The organism is Leeuwenhoekiella nanhaiensis (assembly GCF_002744755.1).
Lineage (GTDB): Bacteria > Bacteroidota > Bacteroidia > Flavobacteriales > Flavobacteriaceae > Leeuwenhoekiella > Leeuwenhoekiella nanhaiensis.
Genome location: NZ_KZ319301.1, coordinates 34,088 through 58,292 on the forward strand (window position 1 = coordinate 34,088; position 24,205 = coordinate 58,292).

The following is a 24,205-nucleotide window of genomic DNA, read 5'->3' on the forward strand; positions in this document are numbered from 1 at the left end:
TGTTACATTTTTATTGCGAATGCTATTGGTAAATACCTCTGAGGTAATTTATTTGCTCAGATTAATTAGCTATAAACCCAAAACATCTTTCATACCGTAAACGCCGGTTTTATCTTTTAACCATTCCGCGGCGATAATTGCTCCCAAAGCAAAACCATTGCGACTGTGTGCCTTGTGTTCAATGGTGATTTCATCAACCGCGCTTTGATATTTAATAGTGTGCGTACCGGGAACCTCGCCTTCACGAACTGCGTTTATGGTCAGTTTACCGGTTTCCTTTTCGTCTAAAACCCAATCCTTCTTGTCAGAATAATCCAGTATTCCGTCAGCCAGGGTTATTGCGGTACCGCTTGGGGCATCAAGCTTGTGAATGTGATGCACTTCGGTCATATCTACATCATATTCCTCAAGGTTTTGCATCATTTTGGCCAATTGCTTATTGAGTTCGAAAAAGATATTGACACCCACGCTAAAATTTGAGGCGTATATAAATGCGCCTTTTTTGTTTTCGCAAAGCGAAACCATTTCATCATAATGTTCTAACCAACCTGTAGTGCCAGAAACCACCGGAACACCTGCATTAAGGCAGGCTGAAATATTTGCTACTGCCGCATCAGGAACACTAAAATCTATAGCCACGTCTGCGCCATTAAATTCGTAGTCATCATCCTGATCAATAGTTTTTACGATTTTATGACCACGCTCGGTAGCAAGTTTTTCTATGGTTTTTCCCATTCGGCCGTAGCCTAAGAGCGCAATGTTCATCTGTTTTTAATTTTTTGCCGGGATAGTTAATCTTCTATCCGTATCGGTTGGTTTTGGTTTATTTATTAAATGCCGCTAATGCGCTTTCACAATCAAAACGAATAGGTAATACGCATTCCAAAGTTATTGGAAATGTTTAAATCGTCGCGTTGTATATATGGGGCGAAACTTAGTCTGTCTTCAATATCGTATTGCGAAAGATGCGCGTCTACGTTAGCCTCTAAAATCTGGAGCACATAAATACCTGCGGTAATTAAGATGGAAAGTTCTTTGTTTCTGCGGTAGAAATCCTGGGCTCTTATCAATTGATCTTCCGTAAAAATCTGATTGATATTGCCTTCTTCATCAATTTCAGTAAACTCATCAATACGCCCGGCAATGCGGTCTTTATAAGCCGTTCGATAGGTTTGAAACAAATCATGATTGTATATCGCGATACCTACACCGGTACCAATTGCACCGTAAACCAAGGGAATTTTCCAATAGTCGCCATTGTAGGCCTGACCAAGTCCCGGGAGTACAGCGGCATAAAACGCGGCACGTGAAGGTTTTAAGGCATCGTATTCCTGAAAGGTCTCGTCAATGGCTTCCGCTTTGACAGTGGGTGCTTCCTGCTCTTCAGAAATTTGAGCTTGAATCGTAAGGGTCAAAAAAAGACCTGTAATAAACGGAAGCAGTTTACGCACCAGAAATGAGTTTTTTAAGACGTTTAAAGTCTTCTTCAGATGAAAACGGAATGATTAGCTTTCCATTGCCTTTAGCGGCAACTTTTACATCAACTTTTGCCCCAAAATACTCAGCAAACTCTTTTTTTCCGGTTTCAATAAACTCAGGAACCTGTGCTGGTTTTGGTTTTTCGGGCGTTTTAATACCCTTTCCGGCTTTATAATCTTTGACTAAAGCTTCTGTTGCCCGTACAGATAAAGAATTCTCGATGATCTTTTCGTAGATATCAAGCTGATCTGAAGTGCTGTCGATGTTGATTAGAGCACGGCCATGGCCCATTGACAAAAATCCGTCACGCATTCCGGTTTGAATGATGGGATCAAGCTTTAAGAGTCTCAGATAGTTGGAGATCGTAGAGCGGTTTTTACCCACGCGTTCACTCATTTGCTCCTGAGTAAGATTTATTTCTTCAATAAGACGCTCATAAGACAAAGCGATCTCAATGGGGTCAAGATCCTCACGCTGAATATTCTCAACCAGAGCCATCTCAAGCGATTCCTGATCGTTTGCAATGCGTATGTAAGCGGGGATGGTTTCAAGACCTACGAGTTTTGAAGCTCTAAAACGGCGCTCACCTGATACCAGTTGGTACTTTCCAAAATCTATCTTACGTACGGTAATGGGTTGAATAACCCCTAACTCCCTGATTGACGAAGCCAGTTCCTTAAGAGCCTCTTCATTAAAGCTGCTACGAGGCTGAAACGGGTTTACCTCAATCTGATCAAGCTCTAACTCAACGATATTGCCTACAACCTTATCTGCACCTTTATCTCCTGCTGATTTTATGTCGTTATCGGGATCCTTCAGCAATGCAGAAAGACCACGACCCAGAGCTTGTTTTTTCATTGCTTTAGCCATGCTTACGCGTCATTTTTTGTGATTATCTCCTGGGCTAAACTTAAGTAATTTGCGGCACCTTTACTGCCCGCATCGTAGTTTATTATGCTTTCACCATAACTTGGAGCTTCGCTTAAACGCACATTACGCTGTATGATGGTTTCAAAAACCATTTCATCAAAATGCTTTTGTACCTCTTCTACAACCTGATTAGATAAACGCAGGCGTGAATCAAACATCGTTAGCAGTAAGCCTTCAATGTCCAGGGTGTTGTTATGTATTTTCTGAACACTTTTAATGGTGTTGAGCAATTTACCCAGCCCTTCAAGGGCAAAATATTCACATTGTATAGGTATGATTACCGAATCTGATGCTGTAAGTGCATTAAGTGTAAGAAGTCCTAAAGAAGGTGCACAATCAATCAAAATATAGTCGTACTGATCCTTCAGGTGGCGTATGGCCTTACGCAGCATATACTCACGCTGTTCCATCTCTACCAGTTCGATTTCTATCGCTACAAGGTCAATATGAGCGGGAATAAGATCCAGGTTTGGAGATTCGGTCTTTATAATGGTTTCTTCAGCTGAACTTGAATGTTCCAGTAGCTGATAGGTGCCCAACTCCACAGACTCTACGTCAATACCCAGACCGGAGGTGGCATTTGCCTGTGGATCTGCATCAATAAGAAGAACTTTTTTTTCAAGAACCCCTAAAGAGGCTGCCAGGTTTACCGAAGTAGTTGTCTTACCAACGCCCCCTTTTTGGTTTGCAATTGCAATGATTTTACCCATAGGATTTGTGAGAATTATTAAGCGAAAATACAATATATAACCCGCAAATAAAATGCTTTTTGTTAACAGTCGCGGTTGACTACTCCTTCTGGAATAGAAGCCGGCAAAATGAATTTTTGCAAAACTGACTCTCTTATACTTTAATTATTTTTAATAATAGATTATATTCATTGAATAAACTATTTACGTCTGAAAATTTGGGGTTTGGTCGATTTTATTTTTTTGATCCTTTAAATGCTTGTAGATTCATTACTGTTAATCATTTTAAACTAAGTATTATGAACCAAACCAAACTTAATCTGGAAGATTTCTCTTTTGAGAAATTGGAAGAGCGTAAGGAATTTACGTTCTATTACAGCCACGACTCCGGTTGTGCGAAAACACACAGCTCGTGTGATCCTTGTGCACCGCCACCGTCTTGTCCACCACCACCTCCACCATCATGTGGCGGTACACCAACCTAAAATAAGTACTAGTTGGGTGGCACCTTAAGGTGCAGTTAAAACTAAAAGTTCAAATTAAATTTTTAATTTGAACTTTTTACATTTTCAGATATGTCTCAAAACACAGTCTCTACCTATTTTTTTACCCGTTTACTCGACTTTATCAGTCCATTATGCGTCATAAACAATGACGAAAGATTCAATACGTTTAAAAAGGCTGTAGAGTACTACACGTATTACACCTTTACGATTGATGCTCTGGTAGATGGAGAAATCGCATTTGAGATTGGCGTTCCGGCAGCAGAGCACAAGCTTGTTAAAGCAAATCGTTCTAATACCCAATCTTTGCGCATATTAGCGCGGTTGTTTGATGAGAACTCCCGTTTTTGGAACATTATGGAAACTTATATGAGTGCCTATTATTGCGGTTTGGTTCTTGAAAAACAACATAATACCGCTTCATTTTCGCATAGTCTTGAAAGCTTTAAAGCTTACGCCCTCGCTAAACACGCGCCTGCGTTTGTCCCATCAGGCGGATTGCTGCTGCTTTTTGAATCGCAAATAGATCAAAAACGGCTGGAGAAGCTCTTAACTCCCTTGTTTTATGGCATGCAAATGCTTGACGATCTGGAAGACTTTGATAAGGATATTGAATCTGGGCAGTTGACCTATTGCATTAGCCGGGTAAGAAGCTATATCGAAAAAGAAGGGGTAGAAAATCCAAATAATTTGCAACGTTTTGAAGAACGTGTTTTCTATTTGTCAGGAATTGCCCGTGAATGTAATGATTTTGCGGAAGAGCAATTTCAAAAGGCCAGAGCTGAGGCTTTAAACCTGCAACTTTATGATTTGGTTTCCTGGATCGAAAGTATGTTTAAGATGCTTGAGCACAACCGGAATATCATCGACGAGGTAAGTAAGTAAAATGGCAATCTTAAAAAAGCATTTCAGCATTTCAAAATACGAGCAAAACTCCTGGGTTCTGCAGAATGCTAACAGGCATTATATCATTTCTGCCCCGGCAAAAGAACTGGTAGACCTCCTGGAGCGTGCTGAAAACCTGGAAGATGCCTGTTCCAGATTTAATGAGGATTACGGCTATCAATTTAAACTTGAGGAATTTTGGGCGTTTATTGTAAACCGGTTAGGATTTACCGGCTTGCTTTTAGACTACGAACCCGTTGAGGAAAAGGAACATAAATTCATCAACCTTCAGTTTGTAATTCTCAACGCGAAATGGGCCGGTAAAATTGCTGCTCCCTTCATTCCCTTATTTAATAAAGTATTTTTTTACATCAGTTTTGGTCTGTTATTTCTGCTTGCGGTTTTTAGTCTGATACGCTTCAGCTTTCAAAATACGGGTTTTTCGGTGACTGATTTAATGCTTTTGTATCTGGGCACCATAGTACTTCATGAACTTGGTCATATTGCAGCCTGCAAACGGTTCACAGGGAAAAACGGAGAAATAGGAGGAGGGCTATACCTTATTTTCCCGGTGTTGTTTTCAAACATTACTGCCCTTTGGCAGGCTAAGAAAAGCGAACGCATCATTGGCAATCTGGCCGGAGTTTATATGCAATTGTGGTGTCTGGTGTTTTTTTACCTTCTAAATTGGCTTTACCCTGATGTTGTTTTATTCAATCAGATTGTGTTTATGCTGGCGCTTTACAGCATGATTCAGCTTATTCCCTTTATACGTTCTGACGGGTACTGGCTTTTGTCTGATTGGAGTGGGACACCCAACCTTTTATCCAGAGCTAATGCTGCTTTGAGCGACTTTATAAAGTCTCCCAAACGCTTTTATACCACAGATCGAAGACCTAAAGCCTCCTTTCTGTTAGGGTATTCCGTGTTTAACAATGCGGTAATTCTCTATTTTATAGGTCTTCAACTGGTATGGAACATTCATGCGATACTTGAGTTTCCGCTTTACCTGGTTGATGTTTTTAAGCACATCTTTCATTTAGAGGCCGTAGCCTTTGATTTTAGCTATTTCCCGGTATTGCTATTCTACGTGGTAAGTTTTCAATTACTGAAACGGGGTTTTGATTCGGTTTTTAAAGGCAATAAAAACAAAGAGACACTTGCTCAATCTGGAGCAGAATAAACTCCTTTGCATAACACCCAAAAGGCATTCTATTAAGCTATTTTTTTAAGCAAGCTTCAAGGTATTATACCTTTGGTATCACCCATAAAAAAACTCCCTCGAGGTTAAGAATACCTGAGGGAGTTTAGTGATTTATGTATTAACCATTACTCGGTTTCTTCAGGCATTAAAACGCCCATAAAGTAATTGGCATCCAGATATTTGTTGGCCACTTCCTGAAGTTCTTCTGCGGTAAGTGCCTGTACGCGTTCTTCAAAGCTCATCATACGCGAGATATCCATATCGTCTTCATCACTTTCCTGCAATACCGAAAGCCAAAAGCCATTCTGTTGCATTTTGTCTTTACGTTCCTGTAAATAGGTTTCTTTGACTTTAGCCAAATCTTCAGCAGTAGGACCATTTTCCTTAAGTTTTTCTGTTTCGGCCAGAGCAGCTTCCGTTAGTTTCTCCACATTATCAGGCCCGCAAGGGAAGCTGATGCTGAAAGTTGCATTTCCATAAGGATATTTACGTAAGTTTCCGTTAGCGCCTACACCATAAACACCACCTATTTCTTCACGCAATTGCTCAATAAGTTTGATGGTAAGTACTTCGCCAAGAGCGTCTAATTCAAGAGCTTCATCAGCATCATAATCGGTTTCTTCAACCCATACAATTTGAACACTACTTTTAGGATCTGTACCTTTATTTACAACAACTTTTTGATACTCATCTTTCACGCGGAACTCTGGCACTTCAAAAGTCTCGTTACTGTCTTTTCCGGGTAGACTGCCAATATAAGTTTTAGCAAATTCTTTCAGCTTTGCTTCATCAATATTCCCAACGAAGTAGAAGTTGAAATCCCCGGCATCTGCAAAACGCTCCTGATATTTGGCATACGCCAAATCGTAATCAGCCTCATCCAGTTTTTCAGGTGTAGGGAAACCACTAAATCTTGGGTTACCCTCGTTACGTACTTTGCCTATTTCATTCTGATAATAGTAATTGGGGTTAGCCATCAGGTTGCCCAAAAAGCTCTTTTGCTTGCTTATAAATGAATTGTAGGCTTCTTCATCTTTATTTAGACCTGTAAAATACAAATAGACCTGTTGAAAAAGCGTCTCAAGATCCTTTGGCGCTGCCTGACCTCTAAAGCCTTCAGTACTGCTGGAAATATAGGGTGAAACACCAACTATTTTTCCGCTCATCATTTTATTCATATCGTTAAGGGAAAGACCGCCAATACCTGCCTGTGATAAACCACCATTGGCGTAAACGGTATTTAGGTAGTCTTCGTCAGAATATAAGCTTGTACCCCCATAACTGAAAGCGCTAAACAGCACCTCGTCATTCTTAAAATCGGTGATTTTGTAGGTAACTTTTGCTCCGTTACTCAGGGTAAACGATTTGTAGTCTAAGTCGGCATTGGTTTCTTCAGAAACAATTGTGCCCGCCTGAGGTTTGGTTTCAAGCAGTTCACTGCGTACAGCCTCGTCCTCGTAGGCAGTTAGTTCAGCATTCTCTACTTCTTCAAGCAAAGCCAAAACTTCGTCTTCTTTGACCAACTCCAGTCCCTCTTTTTCGGGGCCGGTAAGAATGATTACCCGGTTGTCTGGATGTATAAAGTTTTTAATAAGACCGTTTACGTCTTTAAGTTCTATTGAAGGAAGCACTTTTTGATAGAAGTCATATTCCCACTCAATCCCGGGAATAGGCTCTTCTTCCAGATAATTATTGATGTACTCACCTACAATACGACCACTTTCTATCTTATCACGATCTTTATAAGCCTTTTCCATACGGGCAATCAGCTCTTTTTTGGCGCGCTCCAGTTCACCTTCCTGAAAACCAAAACGCTTTACGCGCTCGTTCTCTTCCAGCAAGGCCTGTAATGCAGTCAGTTGTCCGGTTTCGCTCGTTTGAGCTACAGACTGATAGGCTTTTTTATCACGGGCATAGGTGCCACCATAATAGCTGTATCCAAAAATAAAGGGAGGATTTGCCGCATTACGCAATTCATTCAGCCTGTTGTTTAACATCGTTGAAAACAAACTGCGCACAACCAGATCTTTATAATCCTGAGTGGTCTTAGCAGCCGGACTCTTAAACGTGTCTTTGTACATTACCTGAACGCGGCTAAAAGGCGCTTCAGGATCGCTGGCTACAGTTATGAAGGTTTCCTCGTGGTTAGGCAGATCAAATTCTTCACGTTTCGGAGCATTTTTTGCAGGCTCAATTCTTCCGAAGTGATCTTTTATTTTTTGCTCCAGGGTGGCTACATCGAGATCACCCACAGCGACTACCGCCATCAAATCAGGACGGTACCAGTCGTTGTAAAAATTACGCAGAGTCTCGTAGTCGAAGTTCTCCAGAACGTCTTTTTTACCAATGGGTAAGCGCTCTGCATATTTTGAACCGTAAAGCATTTTAGGTAAATACTCCTGTAGCATACGCTTATCAGGACCTAAGCCCAGACGGTATTCTTCAAGCACGACGCCACGTTCCCCATCAATGGCTTCTTCAGTAAGCGTAGTATTGTGCGCCCAGTCTTCCAGAATCTGAAATCCTTTTTCCAACTTTTCAGGATCATCACTGGGGATGGGTAAGATGTATACCGTCTCGTCAAAACTGGTGTAAGCGTTAAGGTCAGCACCAAATTTCACACCGATGCTTTGCAGGTAATCTACCAGTTCGTTTTTTTGAAAATTGGTAGTTCCGTTAAAGTTCATGTGCTCCATAAAATGCGCCAGACCCTGCTGATCATCATTTTCAAGGATCGAACCGGCATTAACAACCAGACGTAATTCTACCTTGTCTTCGGGCTTGCCATTGTTGCGAATGTAATAGGTGAGACCGTTCTCAAGCTTTCCTATTTTGACGTTAGGATCTGTTGGGATTTGACCTTGCGGAATGTTTGCCGAATTGGCCTTGTTCTCTACATTTTGAGCTTGTACCGTTCCCAGGAGGAACAGACAGAGACCAAAAATCCAAAAATTGTGCTTTTTCATTAATACGTATTTAATGTTAGTGTAAGTACTTGCCCGAATGGGCGTTGTATAGGGATCGTTAAAACTAAGTATATAGTTTTTGAAAAACCATAAATTAAGGCTCTAATTTCGAGTTTTTTTTCGGTAAGAGTTAACTCTTGCGTTTGGCTTTAACCATAGCCTCAAGCTGATCCCATAATTCTTCTGGGATGTCTTTAAGCAGGTTGAATTGTCCCGCGCCTTCAAGCCACTCGCCACCGTCAATGGTAACGACCTCACCATTAAGATAAGCAGAGAAGTCAGAAACGAGATAAGCAGCCAGATTTGCCAGTTCCTGATGATCGCCTACGCGACGTAGCGGTACTTTTTTAGACAGGTCAAATTTTTCCGCCAGATCTCCCGGAAGCAGTCGTTCCCAGGCACCTTTGGTAGGGAAGGGGCCGGGTGCAATCGCATTAGAGCGTATGCCGTACTTCGCCCATTCTACTGCAAGAGAGCGCGTCATCGCCAGTACACCGGCTTTTGCGGTCGCGCTGGGCACTACATAGGCCGAACCCGTCCATGCGTAGGTCGTCACGATATTCAGGATGGTTTTGTTTTTTTCGCCCCGGTCAATCCAGTGCTTACCAAATGCCAGCGTACAGTTTTTACTTCCTTTTAATACAATATCAATAACCACATCAAAGGCGTTGGCCGAAAGTCGCTCGGTAGGCGAAATGAAATTACCTGCGGCATTATTGAGAAGCACGTCAACACTGCCAAAACGTTTTAAAACCGCATCCCGCATGGCTTCAACCTGATCGTAGTGGCGTACATCGCATTGCACGGCAAAGCAGGTGCCTCCGGTCTCATCCTCAAGTTCCTGAGCGGTATTTTTAAGTTTATCGAGATCTCTGGAGGTGATTGCCACGTTGGCTCCGAGCTCTAGAAAATATTTGGTCATTGATTTTCCCAGACCGCTGCCACCACCGGTGACTACAATAGTTTTTCTTTTAAGCGCATCATCGCGCAGCATTTTATCGGTGTAATTCATAATAGTTTCGTGTAATTCGTATTGCTTTTTTTAAATGTACATTTTTCAGCAAACGATTCAATCACCTAATCCTACTTTTTCTAAACTACTTATACTTCTTAAGGATTTTTGGCAACTCGAAATCAAACGCATACATCTGAAAATCAGCATCAACCACATTGCCGGCTTTGTCTAAAACAATGTATTGAGGAATTCCATTAAAACTGAATAAATCCCTGAAACGGTGATAGGTGCTCTGATCTACCCGATATACATTTTCCAGCTCCTGATCAGCAATAAATTTATCATAGGTTTTCTGGGGGGATTGGGATTCATCCGTGATAAAGACAAATTCAAAATCAGGATTATCTTTAAACTTTTTACGGGTTTCTTTCATATGTTTAATGGTGGCCACGCAGGGACCGCAAGAAGTAGCCCAAAAATCAACAAACAGGATTTTCCCTTTAAATGAGTCTGTAATCTTACGAAAAGCCGCGGTACCCTTACCTTCAGGAAGCACAAGAGTATTTTCCTTAAAGATTTCGGATGCAGGTAGATCTCCATCAACAAGCTCTTCGTTATCTGACACTTGAGGGTATGTCTGGTCATACATACGTTGTCCTTCAGCTCTTAAAAATGGGTTACCTATGTCTTTTTTAAGGTTCGTCCAGACCAGCTCTGAGGTCTCTTTTCCCCAGAAATCGAACCAAAATTTTAAACTTCGTACTTTAATAATATCACTTGCCAGACCCTTTTCAATACCAAAAATATTAAAAAGCAAGCTGTCTTTTTGCTTCCATTTTTCCAGTTCAATTGGGGCTTTATCTTTTGGGAGGGGCTCAGTGTATTTTTTACTAAAGTTCTGTAACTCCACAAAGTATTTTTCATTAAACTCATCAGATAGTTGTCTGCGCTCCAAAGCGTCTAGTTTTGAAGCCTCATCTTCAGTCAGTGGTTTTAAAAGTTCCTTAAATTTATCTTCCAAAAGAATTCCTTCTTCTTCAAAGTACTCCTGCAAGGTTTTTTCAGATTGACGATATTTGGCCCTTGAAGAATTGCGATCTACTTCCTGAAGTGGTTCTGCAAACTCCAGGCGGTTTATTAGAACTTTATACTGATCCGTTGCTAAAGCGCCAAGATCATTAACCGGCAATAAATCCTGAATGGCTTGGTAGTAAGAATCAGGTACTTCCATTTTAAGTACTGCATTTGTAGTATCCTGCGTTTTATAATACGTCCGGTTCGATACATAGTCAAACAGATCGGTACTCGAAATCAACTTAACATAAGCCCTGTAAAGATCTTGTGCTTTTTGTGAAAGGGTATTTTTAGATAAATGCGCAGCTAATTTTTCTTCGTTGGTATAGTATTGCTTTAATACCTCCGCTTTAAAATCAAGAGGAGGCAAGGTCTTGATCATATTTGTAAAATCCTTACCATAATCAAACCGCTCCGGTTTGAAAGTTTGTAATTCCTCATTTATCTGAGCTAGCGGCCCAAGATATTCAATACTTTCAAATTCGTAACGACGGTCACGATAACGATCTGCGAGTAAAAACTCTTCCCAATCCAGAACAAGGCCCAGAGTAGTACCGGGTTCCAGATAAAAGGTAAAACCTTCATCGGCAATTACCATATACGTTTCTACGGGTTGAACCAAGGGTATTTCGGCTTCAAATCGTCCATCAGGAGCAATTTCTATTACTGTGGGATATTCTTCCCGGGTAAGCTCATTCCCGATGTAAATCATTCCGGTTTCAAAACCAAGTCTGGGATCATAACCTTTGATATAACCCACAACCCGTCCCATTTTTCGACTGAAAAAGGTGTCAGGATCAAAACTTTCTAATGCCGGGTCAGATTTGGCTAACTCTTCCTCCAGCCAGTTCATCACTTCTACAGGTACTTCGTTTGAAGTTTCAGAAGCGCTTTCAGTTAGTGAAACACCATAAATCGTGCTTTCTCCATCCACATAATCGATTTTTTGAGTCGAAAGAGGAAGCGGTTCAAAAATGAGTTCGGTGAATTGTTCGCCAGATTCCGGTGTCCAGAGTTTTTCATCAAATTCGGCACCTATTACCTCTTTGATCTTGTACTTCTCATCCGTAGCTACATCCCTTAGATACGTGTCTTTGGTAAAATTGACCCACCAACCGGGAATAAATTTAGAATGAATGGTGACTCGGGTTTCTTCCGGAGTCCTTTCTATTCGGCTTATATAGGTTATCCCACTGGTGGTGACTTCATACGCCGGGTCGTCGATAAACTGAACTGCGGTTTGAGAATTGCCGGGACTTAAAGCCAGAAAAAAGATTAGAAAAGTAAGACTGTAACTGTTGATTTTCATGATTGATGCATTTAATAAGTAAAGGAAATTAACTTAAAAAATGTATCTATTTCATTAATTCACAGAATTGTAGGTCTCATGTAACATTTGAAAAAGTCTTAGTAACATCTAAATGCTTTTTACTCTTCAAAAGTCTTCAGCAAAATCTCCAAAATGGAAATCGCCGCCTCGCTAATCTTCGATCCCGGACCAAAAACCGCCACGGCGCCCGCGTCAAACAGAAACTGATAATCCTTACGCGGAATCACACCACCCACGATTACCATTATGTCTTCGCGATCCAGTTTTTTGAGTTCTTCAATCACCTGTGGCACTAAGGTCTTATGACCTGCCGCGAGGGAAGAAACGCCCAGGATGTGTACATCGTTTTCTACCGCTTGGCGGGCGACTTCCTTCGGCGTTTGAAACAGCGGACCAATATCAACGTCAAAGCCTACATCGGCATAGCCGGTTGCGACAACTTTGGCTCCGCGGTCGTGGCCGTCCTGGCCCATTTTGGCGATCATAATACGTGGACGACGCCCCTCGAGTTTTGCAAAACGATCTGCCAGTTCCCGGGCTTTCGCGAAAGCGGGATCTTCTTTAATTTCTTTACTATACACGCCGCTAAAGGATTTGGTTTGTGCTTTATGCCTGCCGTAAACCTCTTCCAGAGCAGACGAAATTTCGCCCAAAGTAGCACGTTTACGGGCTGCTGCTACTGCTAAAGTTAGCAAATTACCCTCGCCGGTCTTAGCACAGGTTGTTAAATCAGCCAGGGCTTTTTCAACGGCTTTAGAATCCCGTTTTGTTTTTAGTTTTTTGAGGCGTTCTATTTGTGATTTGCGCACGGCGTCGTTGTCAACCTCAAGGGTAACGATGTCATCCTCGCTGTCCAGGCGGTATTTGTTGACGCCTACAATGATATCCTGACCGCTGTCTATACGGGCTTGCTTACGGGCTGCTGCTTCCTCAATACGCAGTTTGGGAATTCCTTTTTCAATGGCTTTGGTCATCCCGCCAAGCGCTTCAATCTCCTGAATGTGAGCCCAGGCTTTTTCAGCGATCTCGTGGGTGAGATTTTCCACATAATAACTCCCGGCCCATGGGTCTACCGTTCGGGTGATTTCGGTTTCTTTTTGTAAATAGATTTGCGTGTTGCGGGCTATGCGCGCCGAAAAGTCGGTAGGCAGAGCGATCGCCTCATCGAGCGCATTGGTGTGCAGGCTTTGTGTTCCTCCAAAAGCTGCCGCAGCTGCTTCTATGGTCGTGCGCGCCACGTTGTTAAACGGATCCTGCTCGGTAAGACTCCAGCCGCTGGTCTGGCAATGGGTGCGCAGGGAAAGCGACTTTTTATTTTTGGGATTGAATTGCTGCACAATTTTCGACCAGAGCATACGCGCTGCACGCATTTTGGCGATTTCCATAAAATGGTTCATCCCAATCGCCCAAAAGAACGACAGCCGGGGCGCAAAGTCGTCTACACTCATTCCGGCAGCAATACCGGTGCGTAGGTATTCGAGTCCGTCTGCCAGTGTATATGCGAGTTCGATATCACAGGTTGCACCGGCTTCCTGCATATGATAACCCGAAATGGAGATCGAATTGAATTTCGGCATTTCTTTAGACGTAAATTCAAAAATATCTGAAATGATGCGCATCGACGGGGCAGGAGGGTAGATGTAGGTGTTGCGCACCATAAACTCCTTTAAAATGTCATTTTGTATGGTTCCCTGTAATTGTTTGGGTTTTACGCCTTGTTCTTCGGCAGCAACAATATAAAAAGCCATAATGGGAAGCACCGCACCGTTCATCGTCATCGAGACACTCATCTGGTCAAGCGGAATCTGGTCAAAAAGGATTTTCATATCCTCAACGCTATCAATGGCAACGCCGGCTTTACCTACATCGCCTTCCACGCGCTCGTGATCGCTGTCATAACCACGATGGGTGGCGAGGTCAAAAGCCACAGAAAGTCCTTTTTGCCCGGCTTTTAAATTGCGGCGGTAAAACGCATTGCTTTCTTCAGCGGTTGAAAAACCGGCATATTGGCGTATCGTCCAGGGGCGGCTCACGTACATCGTACTGTACGGACCGCGTAAATAAGGCGGAATCCCGGCTGCGAAATCCAGATGCTCCAGGTTCTTCAGATCCTGAGCGGTGTATTGTTTTTTTACCTCGATTTCTTCGGCGGTAAGCTGAGAATCGCTCGAAATGCTATCCGCTTGAAATGCTTTGATTTTAATATGTTGCAGGTTTTTGCGCATAGTTTAAATTTTCATTCGGCTAATAAACGGATCAAAATCAGCTTCAAATGGCGTATTGAAAATGAATTGAAAGGTTTGATTATTACGGGTACTTATCAGATAAATATGCCTATAATTCATCAAGGTTTCCTCAAAATTAGAAAGTTTGAAAACAGCCTTAAAGATCTTTACATCATCTGTCGCACTGTACTTTGCGGTTTGCTTTTCAAAGAACAGATCAGGGCCTGAAGCATCCTGTTGATTTTTACGGATCATCGCAAGCATATACTTGGCATCCTGTCTTTTAAAATCGAAGTACGGAATACTATTTACTGCGCAAAACGAGTAATTTTCTTTATCGTAGAGCAGGTAGAAATTGCCCTTTAAATTATCCCGTAAATTGGTAAATAAGGCTATAAACGGATCAGTAATACTATCGTTAAGCTGCTTTGCCTCGTACGCATATTCACTAATCGTATATTTTTCGAAAGTATCGGGCAGGTAGATTGACACCGCGTCTTTATCAAGGCTAAAATAGCTCCCCTCTACCACCATGGGCGCCTCTTCTTCAGTTGCTCTAGAGAGTGTGGTAGCCGTTTGAACGACTTCTTTACACGAAACAAGAAGTACGATGAACACAAAAAATAACATTCTATTCATCTTCCAGACGTTTTTGTTCCATTGCTTCCGAAAGGCGTCTGGCAATAATGGGCTGTATCAGCGTCTTTCGGGGTTTGACTTTAAGGAAAGGATACAATTCCAGCTCATTTTTCATGCGATCCTCTGCATTTTGATATTTGTTTGTCCCTACCAGAATTTTTTCGCCCGTATCAAAAAGCGCCTGTTCCTTTGCAGCAGCTTCCTTGATTTTATTCTGAATTTTTCCTTCAATGAGTTGAGTCACGAGTCCGCCGCCGGCTTCCAGTTCTTTAAACAGGGCCAACGCCTGCTCTGCCAGCTGAGTGGTCAGGGCTTCAACATAATAAGCGCCTTCAGCGGGATTTGTTACCTGATCAAAATAGCTTTCGTGCTTTAGAATGAGCAGTTGGTTGCGCGCAATGCGTTGGCCAAATTCATTAGTCTTATGATAAATCGAATCATAAGGCAGGTTGCAAATTGTGTTAGCGCCACCCAAAACAGCACTCATCGCTTCAGTCGTTGTGCGCAGTAAATTGGTATTGTAATCGTAAAGCGTTTTGTTGCGGAGGGCAGGAGTTGCAAGAATGTGGCAGGTTTCCGGTAGCTTGTATTCTGATGCCAGGCTTGCATAAAGCAGACGCAGGGCACGGATTTTTGCAATTTCAAAGAAGTAATTAGAGCCAACAGCTACTTTAAACGTGATCGTCTGATTGTTGAGTTGGTCGCCAAAATGATTGAGGTATTCATTGGCGTGCGCCAAAGCATAGGCCAATTGCTGAACAGCCGTAGCTCCTGAATTGTGATATCCTGTGGCATCAACACCTATAACGTTATCGTTAGCGGTGTTTAGAAAAAGCCGTTCGAGGCCTTTAAAATCGGTTTTTTGATCAGAAAACCAGTTTCCGGTAAAGGCTAGATTGCCCACCGGATCTATATTGAGGAAAGATTTATAAGGTTTTGACTTCAAATTTTCGCAAAGCGAAAGCATAAATTCATGATCGAAAAAACTCAAATTAAAATACAGGCTGAAGGATTCCGCCGGAAGGGCATTCAGCAATTTTTTACTGTCTAAAGGTTTATCAGCTTTTAGAACAATACTTTCGGCTCCCTTCTGAAGCACTTCGTGAGCGGTTCTGGCGGTTTGTTTTTCGTCAAGAACATAAATTTCTTCAGCGACTTGCCAGGATTGCGGCTGTCCGGGAATTGAGGTGACCGCAGTACTTTCCCGATGGTAAAAAGGCTTTACGTGAATGCCTTCAGGGCTTTTCCAAACCAAAGACTCGTTATACTCTGCGCCTTTAAGATCGTATTGAATCTGTTGCTTAAACCCTTTTTCGCTTACAGCATTAAATTCGGCAAACAGTCCGGTTCGTTTGTCTTGTGATTCCCTACTGGCCTCAAAAGCCACGTCAAGGGCAGATTTGGGTTTTTTATTGGAATTTTCGTCCGATGGGTTATTCATGTTCTTTGAGTTTAAGGCTGTCTTCATACTCGATGATGAAAATTTCTTCGCCTTCTTTTTTCATATGGTATTCTTCGCGGGCAAAACGCTCCAGCTCCTGACTGTCTTTAAGTTTATTGATCTGACTGCGATCCTGCTGAATTTGCTCTTTAAAATAAGCCCGGTTTCCCTCAAGCTTTTCGATCTCATCGTCCAGTTCGTCGTGAATAAACCAGGAATTGGTGTCAAAAAACACCATCCAAACGGTAAAAATTACTAAAAACAGCACGTACTTATTACCCAAAATGCGAAACCATTTTTTTTGACGAAGTTTTTTAAGGATTGACACGGTATAATGCTTTAGTTTAGACCAGACGCTCGTTTATAATACTGCGAACGATATCTATCGCCACTGTATTGTAGCGGTTATAAGGTATGATAATATCTGCATACTCTTTGGTAGGCTCTATAAACTGCTGGTGCATGGGTTTAAGGGTGGTCTGGTAGCGCGTAAGCACTTCTTCCAGATCCCGACCGCGCTCTGCAATATCCCGCTTCAGGCGACGTATAAGGCGCTCATCTGAATCTGCGTGAACATAGATTTTCACATCAAAAAGATCCCGTATTTCAGGATGGGTCAAAATCAAAATGCCTTCAACAATTACGACTTTTCGCGGATGCGTGATCACCTTATCGCTGGTGCGGTTGTGCTTTACAAATGAATAGACGGGTTGTTCTATGGTTTCACCTGCACGCAATTGATCCAGATGCTCACAAAGCAATTCAAAATCGATGCTTTTAGGGTGATCAAAATTGATTTTTACACGCTCGTCATAGCTGAGGTGCGAAGTATCCCGGTAATAGGAGTCCTGGGAAATAACGGTTACCTCACCTTCAGGAAGTTCCTGTACGATTTGATTAACAACCGTTGTTTTACCGCTGCCGGTCCCCCCGGCGATACCAATAATGAGCATTTTTGTGACTTTGGGGGTAAAAATAGGAAACTTCGTGCATTAAAAAAGCCCCCTTGAAGGAGGCTTTATCAACATAAATTTAAAATCAGACGGGTAAGGGACCAATCTTAATCATCAATGCGGAAGCTTATCTCGCAACAAGCCGTATATAAAGGTACCGAGTAGGGCGCCAAAAATTACAACCAGGATCGATATATAGCCTGCACCCGCAAGTACATACATAGGTCCGGGGCAGGCACCTGCCAATGCCCATCCTAAGCCGAAAAGAGTTCCGCCAATCGCATAGCGGTAAAAACTTTTGTTTTTAGGCTTTAAATGCATATCCTGGCCCTTGAGGGTTTTTACATTAAAGCGTTTGATAAGCTGAACACCCAAAATGCCCAGAATGAGTGCAGATCCAATAATTCCATACATGTGAAAGGAGCCAAACTCAAACATTTCGTAAATACGAAACCAAGAGGCCGCTTCAGATTTGTACATCAGTATTCCGAAAAAAGTTCCTACAACTAAATAAAATATGGTTTTCATTATGAAAATATTAAGGGGAAAATGAAATGAATCATCACCAGGCCACCGGCAAAAAAGCCAATCACGGCGATAAGCGAGGGGAGCTGCAAATTGCTCAGGCCTGAAATTGCGTGTCCTGAAGTACAACCGCCCGCATAGCGTGCGCCAAAACCTACCAGAAAGCCACCCACGATCAGGATTAGAATATTAGCCGGATTGCTCAGTGCTTCCAGACTAAAGATCTCGTTAGGCAGGTAAGCCTCATTGGTCGAATAAATACCGTAAGTCTCCAGTTTTTGGGTTACATCGGGATTGATTTCAACCGTATTGTCTGAAAGGTATTGAGAGGCAATAAAGCCTCCAAGGGCCGCACCAACCATAACCAGTAGATTCCAGCGTTCTTTTTTCCAGTCGAATTTGAAAAAATCTGCAGCTTTACCGCCTCCCGTTGCCGCACAGAGGTTTCTTAGGTTAGACGACATACCAAACTGTCTGCCGGCAAAAAGTAAAATAAACATGGTAAGCGCAATCAGGGGGCCTGAAACATACCAGGGCCAGGGATCATAAATCCAATTCATGTGAAGGGGTTTTTAGGGGTTTCTTTTTCAATGCTTCATCTTAGTCTCGCAAAGAACCAAAAACTTGCATGAAGGTTACGTAACACCGGTTACATTCATAAAAAAAGCCCTGATGCTTTTTCAAAACGAATTGAGCATCAGGGCTTATCTAGAGTCTTATTCTGTCTTTATTTTTAAAACCTGTTGAGAATGAATTTTAGAATAGTTTGTAACCTAAGGAGAGTGATACTACCTGAAATTCACTTGCTACGGTACCCGAAGTAGAGGTGAGATCGCGGGAGGTGTTGTATCTAAATTCTAAAGAATACCTTTTGTTAAGACTAAGGCCTGCACCAAAAAAGAGCGTTTGTCCGGCCTTTATAGTGATGGGTATTTCGCTTCCGCTAGATCTGGCAAACACAATCTCGTTGTCAAAATCAAAATGCCATTGCACTCCCAGATTTAAGTAAGCTGCTAATTTTTCATTTAAAAATGCATAATATCTTATGCCAAATGGTAAGCCTATAGATTCATAATCAACACGATTTTCATAATTGCTTAGCGGGCCACTATTACCTTCTCTAAAGCTTTCCCCGCTATAGGATTCATAATAGGGTTCGGTAAACAAACTCCACTTGCCTTTATTAAAAGGAAGGATTACTTCAGCCTCGATACCAAAACGTGGGTCAATACTATTACCAAAATCGCTGTCGCGGTATACCGCAATGACATTGCTTACGCTTAGGCTCGAAAAATTAACGCCTGCTCTTAAATGCAGATTAAAATCTGCCTTCATTCGGTTAGCTTCATAATTTGTAAAAGCCTCATTAGAACACGCATTTTCTGTCACAAAGTAGGCTACGAGCTGGCGACTCGTATAGCTGAGATTGCTGATCTGCGTAACACTTTGATCCAGGCAATTAACCTGGTCGTAAAGTTGTTGCTGAAAAGCTTTATTCTCTGCTGTTGTTCGGGTGCTGAAGAGGTATTTTTTATAAATCAACTGATTGATGTCTGAATTTTCGGTTTTAAAGAAATACCGAATGAGCTGACCGTCCTTGTATTTGTAAAGGGTCGCATTACCTTCTACTAAAACCTCAAGAAAAAGGGTTTCTTCGTTAAAATCTGGGGCGCGGCTCGTACTCATGGTTGCGATGTCTTCCGTTGAACGATCAATATCAACCCGGGCACGCACATATTTTGAACTGGCATCAATACCAAACTCCCTTGCAGAAACAATATCTATAGTTTGAGATTTTGCAGAGGCATTCGCTTTAAATTCAAAACTGGTTGGATTGTTGCTCCAGTCTGCGTTGCGTACTAAACCGTTTACTTTTTGACCCTCATTGGTGATGTAATACCCAGGTTCGAAGGTGATTTGTGCTGTTGCTGAAAGACTTAAAACTGAAGTTAAAAGGCAAATTAAAATGGTGTTACGCATATTTTTTAAAAATCTGATAATTTGTGAACTTATGAAAATCACCTCACTAAATTTTAAGGAATTCCATAAAAGCAATCTTTTTTAATTGATTGTTTAGTGATTGATTTAGAAACAATCTAGAACGTACAGATTATATAAAAAGAGAAAACCGCTTAATCTCGAGGTTTCGGGAGGTTTAAATAATTGAGGTCATTAAGAATTAGAGACTTGTGCAACGTATTTTATCTTTTTATTAATTCAGTCACACTTCATATCCGCAAGTCAATAATGTGGAATATAATTCAAGAACTCAATTCCACCAATTCTGCCGTCTTTTAAAATATCCAAAACAATTATTCCTTCTGAAGAATGCTCCAATTCAATACATTCTTCAAATTGCCATTCAGAATCTGATTGATTAGGCTTAAATCCGCTTACAAAACGAACATAAGCCTGTTTAAACCACTCTTTGATTTCTGAATTTTCCAATTGCTTAATTAGGTCAGTCCGTTCAGGTTCCCGTTCCTTAATCATGTCAATTATCCATTTAATTTTAAATGTCGGCTGTTCTGTCATATTTACTACAATGGTCTCCTATAACAATCAGTCTCGGATTAATAAACATTAATTTTTAGTTTGGTACTGGCGTTAGCAATTCCGAGTGGCTTAGGAAGTAGTCTCCCGAAGCCTCGGGATGCCGTAATTGCGGTTATATATTTTTGGCACCAATTTTTTATTCACGTTTTATTTCAAATTTCAAAGTATACTTTCCATTATAATTTCCTCGTCCATAGAAAAATAGTGAATCATATCCTACTATTCTATTTTCCGAGATTTTTTCTCCGTTTTGGAAATAAACATTTGGTTTTTTATCTCCGCTTGAGTTTGAATAAATAGATTCAGTTATGTATCCAGTTCCGTCCGAGTCAATTATTAGGGTTTTTTTATTATTCGGGTCAACCACTAAAGTTACTTCTCCAGCAAAATTGTTCGGTACGATTATTTTCAATGGTGGATAATGAAAGTAAACATGAAGTCCGGTTGTAATTATTAATGAGGTAATGCTGAATAAATTCCAGAATTTGATTTCATAGTTCAAAACAGCTTTCAGGAGTCCAGCCATTATGATTCCGCCAATTCCAATTGCCACAAGACAAAAAAGAGATGATAGAATAAAAGGAAACCAAAATCCGTATGCAGATGGAAGATTAGTCATTTTAATAATCAAAGTGACGAACAGAATCGTTAAAATCAACCATAAAATTCTTTCGTACTTTGTTTTCATCAAATTGGTACCCAAGGTTTAGGCTATAAATCGTTGCGGAAAAAATCCGCAGGATTTTTGGTTCAGGTGAAGATACTAAAAGGTGTTGATTTTCCGAGCGGAAAATCGACAGCAATGCGTTTATAGCCCTTGTCGTGAACCGTTTATTAATGCGTTAATTGGATTTCCAAAAACACCAAAAAGGAAAAATACGACTACGGCTTTCTAGCCTTAAGAAAAACGGAAAAGAAAAATACCTTATCGTAGCGTGGCAGGAGTATATGCGTTAATAGCTGTGATCATCCAGTTGCACCTTGCCTCTAAAGGTTCGGTAGACAAAAAAAGTATAGCCCAGCACAAGCGGACCGCCAATAGCAACAAACAGTAGCATAATACCCAGGGATTTGTCGGACGAAGCCGCCTCGTAAATATCCAGGCTGTATTTAGGGTCCAGGGTTGAAAACAGCAGGTTGGGATATAATTCTATGGCCACCAGAACCATAAGCAGGCTTACCGTAAGTGAGGAGAAGAAAAACGCCATTTTATAATTGCGCTTGCTGGCGAGGCGCGGTACATTGGCGATACTCATAAAGGTGAGCAGGGGCACGATAAACAGCGCGGGATTGCTCTTAAAATCATCAGACAGATGCGGAATGTACAATAGTGTATACAGGCTGGTAATGGCAAAACTTACCATAAAGAAGATCATGCCTTTCTTGAGCAGATAGGTAAGCTTGGCAAAAAGTCGGCCTTCGGTCTTTAGCAGTAAATAAATGGCACCATGCGCCATAAATAGTGTCAAAGTCGTAACACCGGTCATCAGCGCGTACGGATTTAAAAATTCAAAAAAGCCCGATCCCGCGTATTCAAAATTGGGCCCTATAGCGATTCCCTGAAGCACATTGCCTAAAACGATTCCGAGTAAAAACGCCAGCATTATGCTCGAAATGCTGTAACACACATCCCAAAGCCTGCGCCACCACAGCATCGGTTCTTTACCACGAAATTCAATAGCGATCGCTCTAAATATGATAAATACCAAAAACAGCATAAAGGGTACATAAAGCGACGAAAACAGGGTAGCATACATCACCGGAAAACCCGCGAACAGCGCCCCGCCGCCTATAACTAGCCAAACTTCATTACCATCCCAAACCGGCCCCACGGCATTCAGCGCGATACGCCTGCTTTGTTCCTTTTTAAAAAACAGATGCCAGGCACCCGCGCCAAAATCAAAACCGTCTAAAATGGCATAGCCCGAAAAAAGTCCGCCTACAACCAGAAACCAACAGGTGGGGTAATCTAATCCTAAAAATGTTTCCATAATCTGTGTTTTAACCGGTTACTGCTTTTGAAATTTCTTTAGTGAGCGGGCGGTTGTCATCATCTTCCTCAGACTCCTCATAAGGGCCATGCTTTATTTTTTTGTTCAGCAGGTACACAAACAGCACAAACAACAAGCTGTACACTAACATAAACAGGATCAGCGAAAACAAAATTTGGTTGGCTGACACCGCCTGCGAAAAAGCCTGATCTGTGCGCAGCAAGCCGTAAACCACCCAGGGCTGTCTGCCCATTTCGGCGGCAAACCAACCTACCTGATTGGCAATCTGCGGAAGCAAAGCGGTAAACACAAACACCCATAACAACCAGCGCTTTTGAAACAGCTTTTTGCGCCATAATAAATAACAGCCATAAAGACTCAGGGCTATTAAAAACATGCCAATAGCAATCATAAGATGGTAAAACTGAAACACCGCGTTAATTTGTGAGGGGCGATCTTCCTCGGGGAAGGCATTAAGCCCGGTTACCGGCGTTTTAAAGTTCTGATCTATCAGAAAAGAAAGTCCGCCGGGTATCGCCAGACCGGTAACTTCCTGTTTTTCCTTATCTACCCAGCCGAAAAGATATAAATCTGCCGGAGCTTCCGTTTCAAAATGTCCCTCCAGCGCAGCAAGCTTTGCGGGCTGATTTTTGGCAACTCCGTCTGCACTCGCGTGACCGGCAACCAGCTGCCCTAGGGAAGTTATCGTAGCCACAATCAAGGTGATTTTAAAGGCTTTTTTAGAGATCGCCACATAACGTCCCTTTAAAATATAATAGGCGTGAACACTCAGTATCAAAAACGCGCCTGCTAAAAAGGCACCGAGCCAAACGTGTATGATGCGCTCTACGCTAGACGGATTGAAAACCATCGCCCAAAAATCGGTGATCTCAGCACGGGCATTCAGGCCTTCTCCCACGATGTGATAGCCTGCGGGCGTTTGCTGCCAGCTGTTTGCGACCACAATCCAGATCGCACTAAACATAGATCCCAGAAATACTCCAATAGTTGATACTAGGTGCACCCAGGGCTTAACGCGGTTCCAGCCAAAAAGCAACACGCCCAGAAAACCGCTTTCGAGGGCAAAAGCAAAGATTCCTTCAGCCGCCAGGGCGCTGCCAAAAACATCACCCACATAGCGCGAGTAGGTCGCCCAGTTGGTACCAAATTCAAATTCCATCACAATTCCGGTAACCACCCCAATACCAAAAGTAAGCGCAAAGATTTTAGTCCAGAATTTGGCCAGAATGTGATACTGCTCTTTTTTGGTTTTGATAAACATACTCTCAAAAAAGACCATCAGCAGGCCAATCCCGATGCTAAGCGGCGGATAGATATAATGAAAGGCGATGGTAAAGGCAAACTGGATTCGGGCAAGTAATTCGGTATCCATTTTTTAAAGTTTTCGCAGCTGTGAAAAGATTCAGACACAGCCGGTTTAGATACTTTAAAATTACAACCCAACAACTTTATAAGCCCAGTAATCACAAGGCTTTTAGTGTTAAATGTCTTTCATTTTAAAATGAAAATTATAGAGAGTTTTGAAAAGCCTTTTTGGCAAGTCGTAAACCTGAAAATACTCTTGTTAAACTCATATGATATGGTTTCAGGTTAGTAAAGCCAAAAGAATGATAAGAAATCCACAACAAATAAAAAGGATTGAAATACCGTAGAGTTTTCCTATCGGTGTATCAAACTCATTGCCATTTTTTGATAGGTATCTTCTATACAAGAATCCAATAACAATCAAAATTAAGCCAAGAATTATTGGGGGCAGAACGCCTTGAAATTTCATTTACAGGTTTTTGCTAGGATGAAAAGAAATTACCAAGCACTATCTCATAAAGTGTGTAACTAAAA

At 41.8% G+C, this 24,205-nt stretch carries 22 protein-coding genes; 3 read left to right on the forward strand and 19 right to left on the reverse strand.

What is annotated here, in order from left to right; genetic code table 11:
• Window positions 1–69: 69 nt before the first annotated feature.
• The 4 genes from dapB to CJ305_RS16860 form a co-directional block, all read right to left on the reverse strand.
• On the reverse strand, window positions 70–765 hold the full coding sequence (dapB, locus tag CJ305_RS16845; RefSeq protein ID WP_099647469.1) for a 4-hydroxy-tetrahydrodipicolinate reductase: 696 nt from the start codon (window positions 763–765) through the stop codon (window positions 70–72).
• A 92-nt stretch (window positions 766–857) separates the two neighbouring features.
• The gene (locus CJ305_RS16850) at window positions 858–1,451 is read right to left on the reverse strand and encodes a DUF5683 domain-containing protein (protein ID WP_223248910.1); all 594 of its coding nucleotides are present in this window, start codon (window positions 1,449–1,451) and stop codon (window positions 858–860) included.
• Entirely contained in the window at window positions 1,444–2,349 is a 906-nt protein-coding gene (locus CJ305_RS16855) for a ParB/RepB/Spo0J family partition protein (protein ID WP_099647471.1), read from the reverse strand. Before CJ305_RS16855 ends, CJ305_RS16850 begins: the two co-directional genes overlap by 8 nt.
• 2 nt (window positions 2,350–2,351) lie before the next feature.
• Window positions 2,352–3,119, reverse strand: a complete 768-nt coding sequence (locus CJ305_RS16860) for a ParA family protein (protein ID WP_099647472.1) — start codon at window positions 3,117–3,119, stop codon at window positions 2,352–2,354.
• 278 nt (window positions 3,120–3,397) lie between these two features.
• Here CJ305_RS16860 and CJ305_RS19320 point away from each other — a divergent pair, with 278 nt between their 5' ends.
• From CJ305_RS19320 to CJ305_RS16870, 3 genes are all read left to right on the forward strand, one after another.
• The gene (locus CJ305_RS19320; RefSeq protein WP_143469404.1) at window positions 3,398–3,583 is read left to right on the forward strand and encodes a hypothetical protein; all 186 of its coding nucleotides are present in this window, start codon (window positions 3,398–3,400) and stop codon (window positions 3,581–3,583) included.
• Window positions 3,584–3,673: 90 nt separating this feature from the next.
• Window positions 3,674–4,486 carry a hypothetical protein gene (locus CJ305_RS16865; RefSeq protein WP_099647473.1) on the forward strand — a complete coding sequence of 271 codons (813 nt, stop codon included), beginning with the start codon at window positions 3,674–3,676 and terminating at the stop codon, window positions 4,484–4,486.
• A 1-nt stretch (window position 4,487) separates the two neighbouring features.
• Window positions 4,488–5,669: a hypothetical protein gene (locus tag CJ305_RS16870; RefSeq protein WP_099647474.1), complete on the forward strand. Its 1,182-nt coding sequence runs from the start codon at window positions 4,488–4,490 to the stop codon at window positions 5,667–5,669.
• A gap of 146 nt (window positions 5,670–5,815) precedes the next feature.
• Here CJ305_RS16870 and CJ305_RS16875 read toward each other — a convergent pair whose 3' ends face one another.
• The 15 genes from CJ305_RS16875 to CJ305_RS16945 all read right to left on the reverse strand — a co-directional run bounded on the left by CJ305_RS16875 (window position 5,816) and on the right by CJ305_RS16945 (window position 23,738).
• The gene (locus CJ305_RS16875) at window positions 5,816–8,656 is read right to left on the reverse strand and encodes a M16 family metallopeptidase (protein WP_099647475.1); all 2,841 of its coding nucleotides are present in this window, start codon (window positions 8,654–8,656) and stop codon (window positions 5,816–5,818) included.
• A 130-nt stretch (window positions 8,657–8,786) separates the two neighbouring features.
• Entirely contained in the window at window positions 8,787–9,668 is an 882-nt protein-coding gene (locus CJ305_RS16880; protein ID WP_099647476.1) for an SDR family oxidoreductase, read from the reverse strand.
• An 85-nt stretch (window positions 9,669–9,753) separates the two neighbouring features.
• Complete coding sequence (locus CJ305_RS16885) at window positions 9,754–11,994, reverse strand: TlpA family protein disulfide reductase (RefSeq protein WP_099647477.1); 2,241 nt, start codon at window positions 11,992–11,994, stop codon at window positions 9,754–9,756.
• A 119-nt stretch (window positions 11,995–12,113) separates the two neighbouring features.
• Window positions 12,114–14,240, reverse strand: a complete 2,127-nt coding sequence (gene scpA / locus CJ305_RS16890; protein WP_099647478.1) for a methylmalonyl-CoA mutase — start codon at window positions 14,238–14,240, stop codon at window positions 12,114–12,116.
• Between the two features lie 3 nt (window positions 14,241–14,243).
• Complete coding sequence (locus CJ305_RS16895; RefSeq protein ID WP_143469405.1) at window positions 14,244–14,879, reverse strand: hypothetical protein; 636 nt, start codon at window positions 14,877–14,879, stop codon at window positions 14,244–14,246.
• Complete coding sequence (locus CJ305_RS16900) at window positions 14,872–16,320, reverse strand: methylmalonyl-CoA mutase subunit beta (protein WP_099647480.1); 1,449 nt, start codon at window positions 16,318–16,320, stop codon at window positions 14,872–14,874. The genes CJ305_RS16895 and CJ305_RS16900 overlap by 8 nt, the downstream gene beginning before the upstream one ends.
• Window positions 16,313–16,648: an FtsB family cell division protein gene (locus CJ305_RS16905; protein WP_223248911.1), complete on the reverse strand. Its 336-nt coding sequence runs from the start codon at window positions 16,646–16,648 to the stop codon at window positions 16,313–16,315. The genes CJ305_RS16900 and CJ305_RS16905 overlap by 8 nt, the downstream gene beginning before the upstream one ends.
• Before the next feature lie 16 nt (window positions 16,649–16,664).
• On the reverse strand, window positions 16,665–17,273 hold the full coding sequence (gene udk / locus CJ305_RS16910) for a uridine kinase (RefSeq protein ID WP_099647481.1): 609 nt from the start codon (window positions 17,271–17,273) through the stop codon (window positions 16,665–16,667).
• Window positions 17,274–17,387: 114 nt separating this feature from the next.
• Window positions 17,388–17,801 carry a DUF6691 family protein gene (locus CJ305_RS16915; protein WP_099647482.1) on the reverse strand — a complete coding sequence of 138 codons (414 nt, stop codon included), beginning with the start codon at window positions 17,799–17,801 and terminating at the stop codon, window positions 17,388–17,390.
• Window positions 17,801–18,358: a YeeE/YedE family protein gene (locus CJ305_RS16920; protein ID WP_099647483.1), complete on the reverse strand. Its 558-nt coding sequence runs from the start codon at window positions 18,356–18,358 to the stop codon at window positions 17,801–17,803. The genes CJ305_RS16915 and CJ305_RS16920 overlap by 1 nt, the downstream gene beginning before the upstream one ends.
• Window positions 18,359–18,554: 196 nt before the next feature.
• Window positions 18,555–19,778: an outer membrane beta-barrel protein gene (locus tag CJ305_RS16925; RefSeq protein WP_143469406.1), complete on the reverse strand. Its 1,224-nt coding sequence runs from the start codon at window positions 19,776–19,778 to the stop codon at window positions 18,555–18,557.
• 261 nt (window positions 19,779–20,039) lie between these two features.
• A complete protein-coding gene (locus CJ305_RS16930; RefSeq protein WP_143469407.1) occupies window positions 20,040–20,333 on the reverse strand; it encodes a hypothetical protein in 294 nt (97 codons plus the stop codon).
• A 157-nt stretch (window positions 20,334–20,490) separates the two neighbouring features.
• Window positions 20,491–21,042 carry a hypothetical protein gene (locus tag CJ305_RS16935; protein WP_099647486.1) on the reverse strand — a complete coding sequence of 184 codons (552 nt, stop codon included), beginning with the start codon at window positions 21,040–21,042 and terminating at the stop codon, window positions 20,491–20,493.
• Between the two features lie 265 nt (window positions 21,043–21,307).
• Window positions 21,308–22,345, reverse strand: a complete 1,038-nt coding sequence (gene cydB / locus CJ305_RS16940; RefSeq protein ID WP_099647487.1) for a cytochrome d ubiquinol oxidase subunit II — start codon at window positions 22,343–22,345, stop codon at window positions 21,308–21,310.
• Between the two features lie 10 nt (window positions 22,346–22,355).
• Entirely contained in the window at window positions 22,356–23,738 is a 1,383-nt protein-coding gene (locus CJ305_RS16945) for a cytochrome ubiquinol oxidase subunit I (protein WP_099647488.1), read from the reverse strand.
• Between the last annotated feature and the right edge of the window lie 467 nt (window positions 23,739–24,205).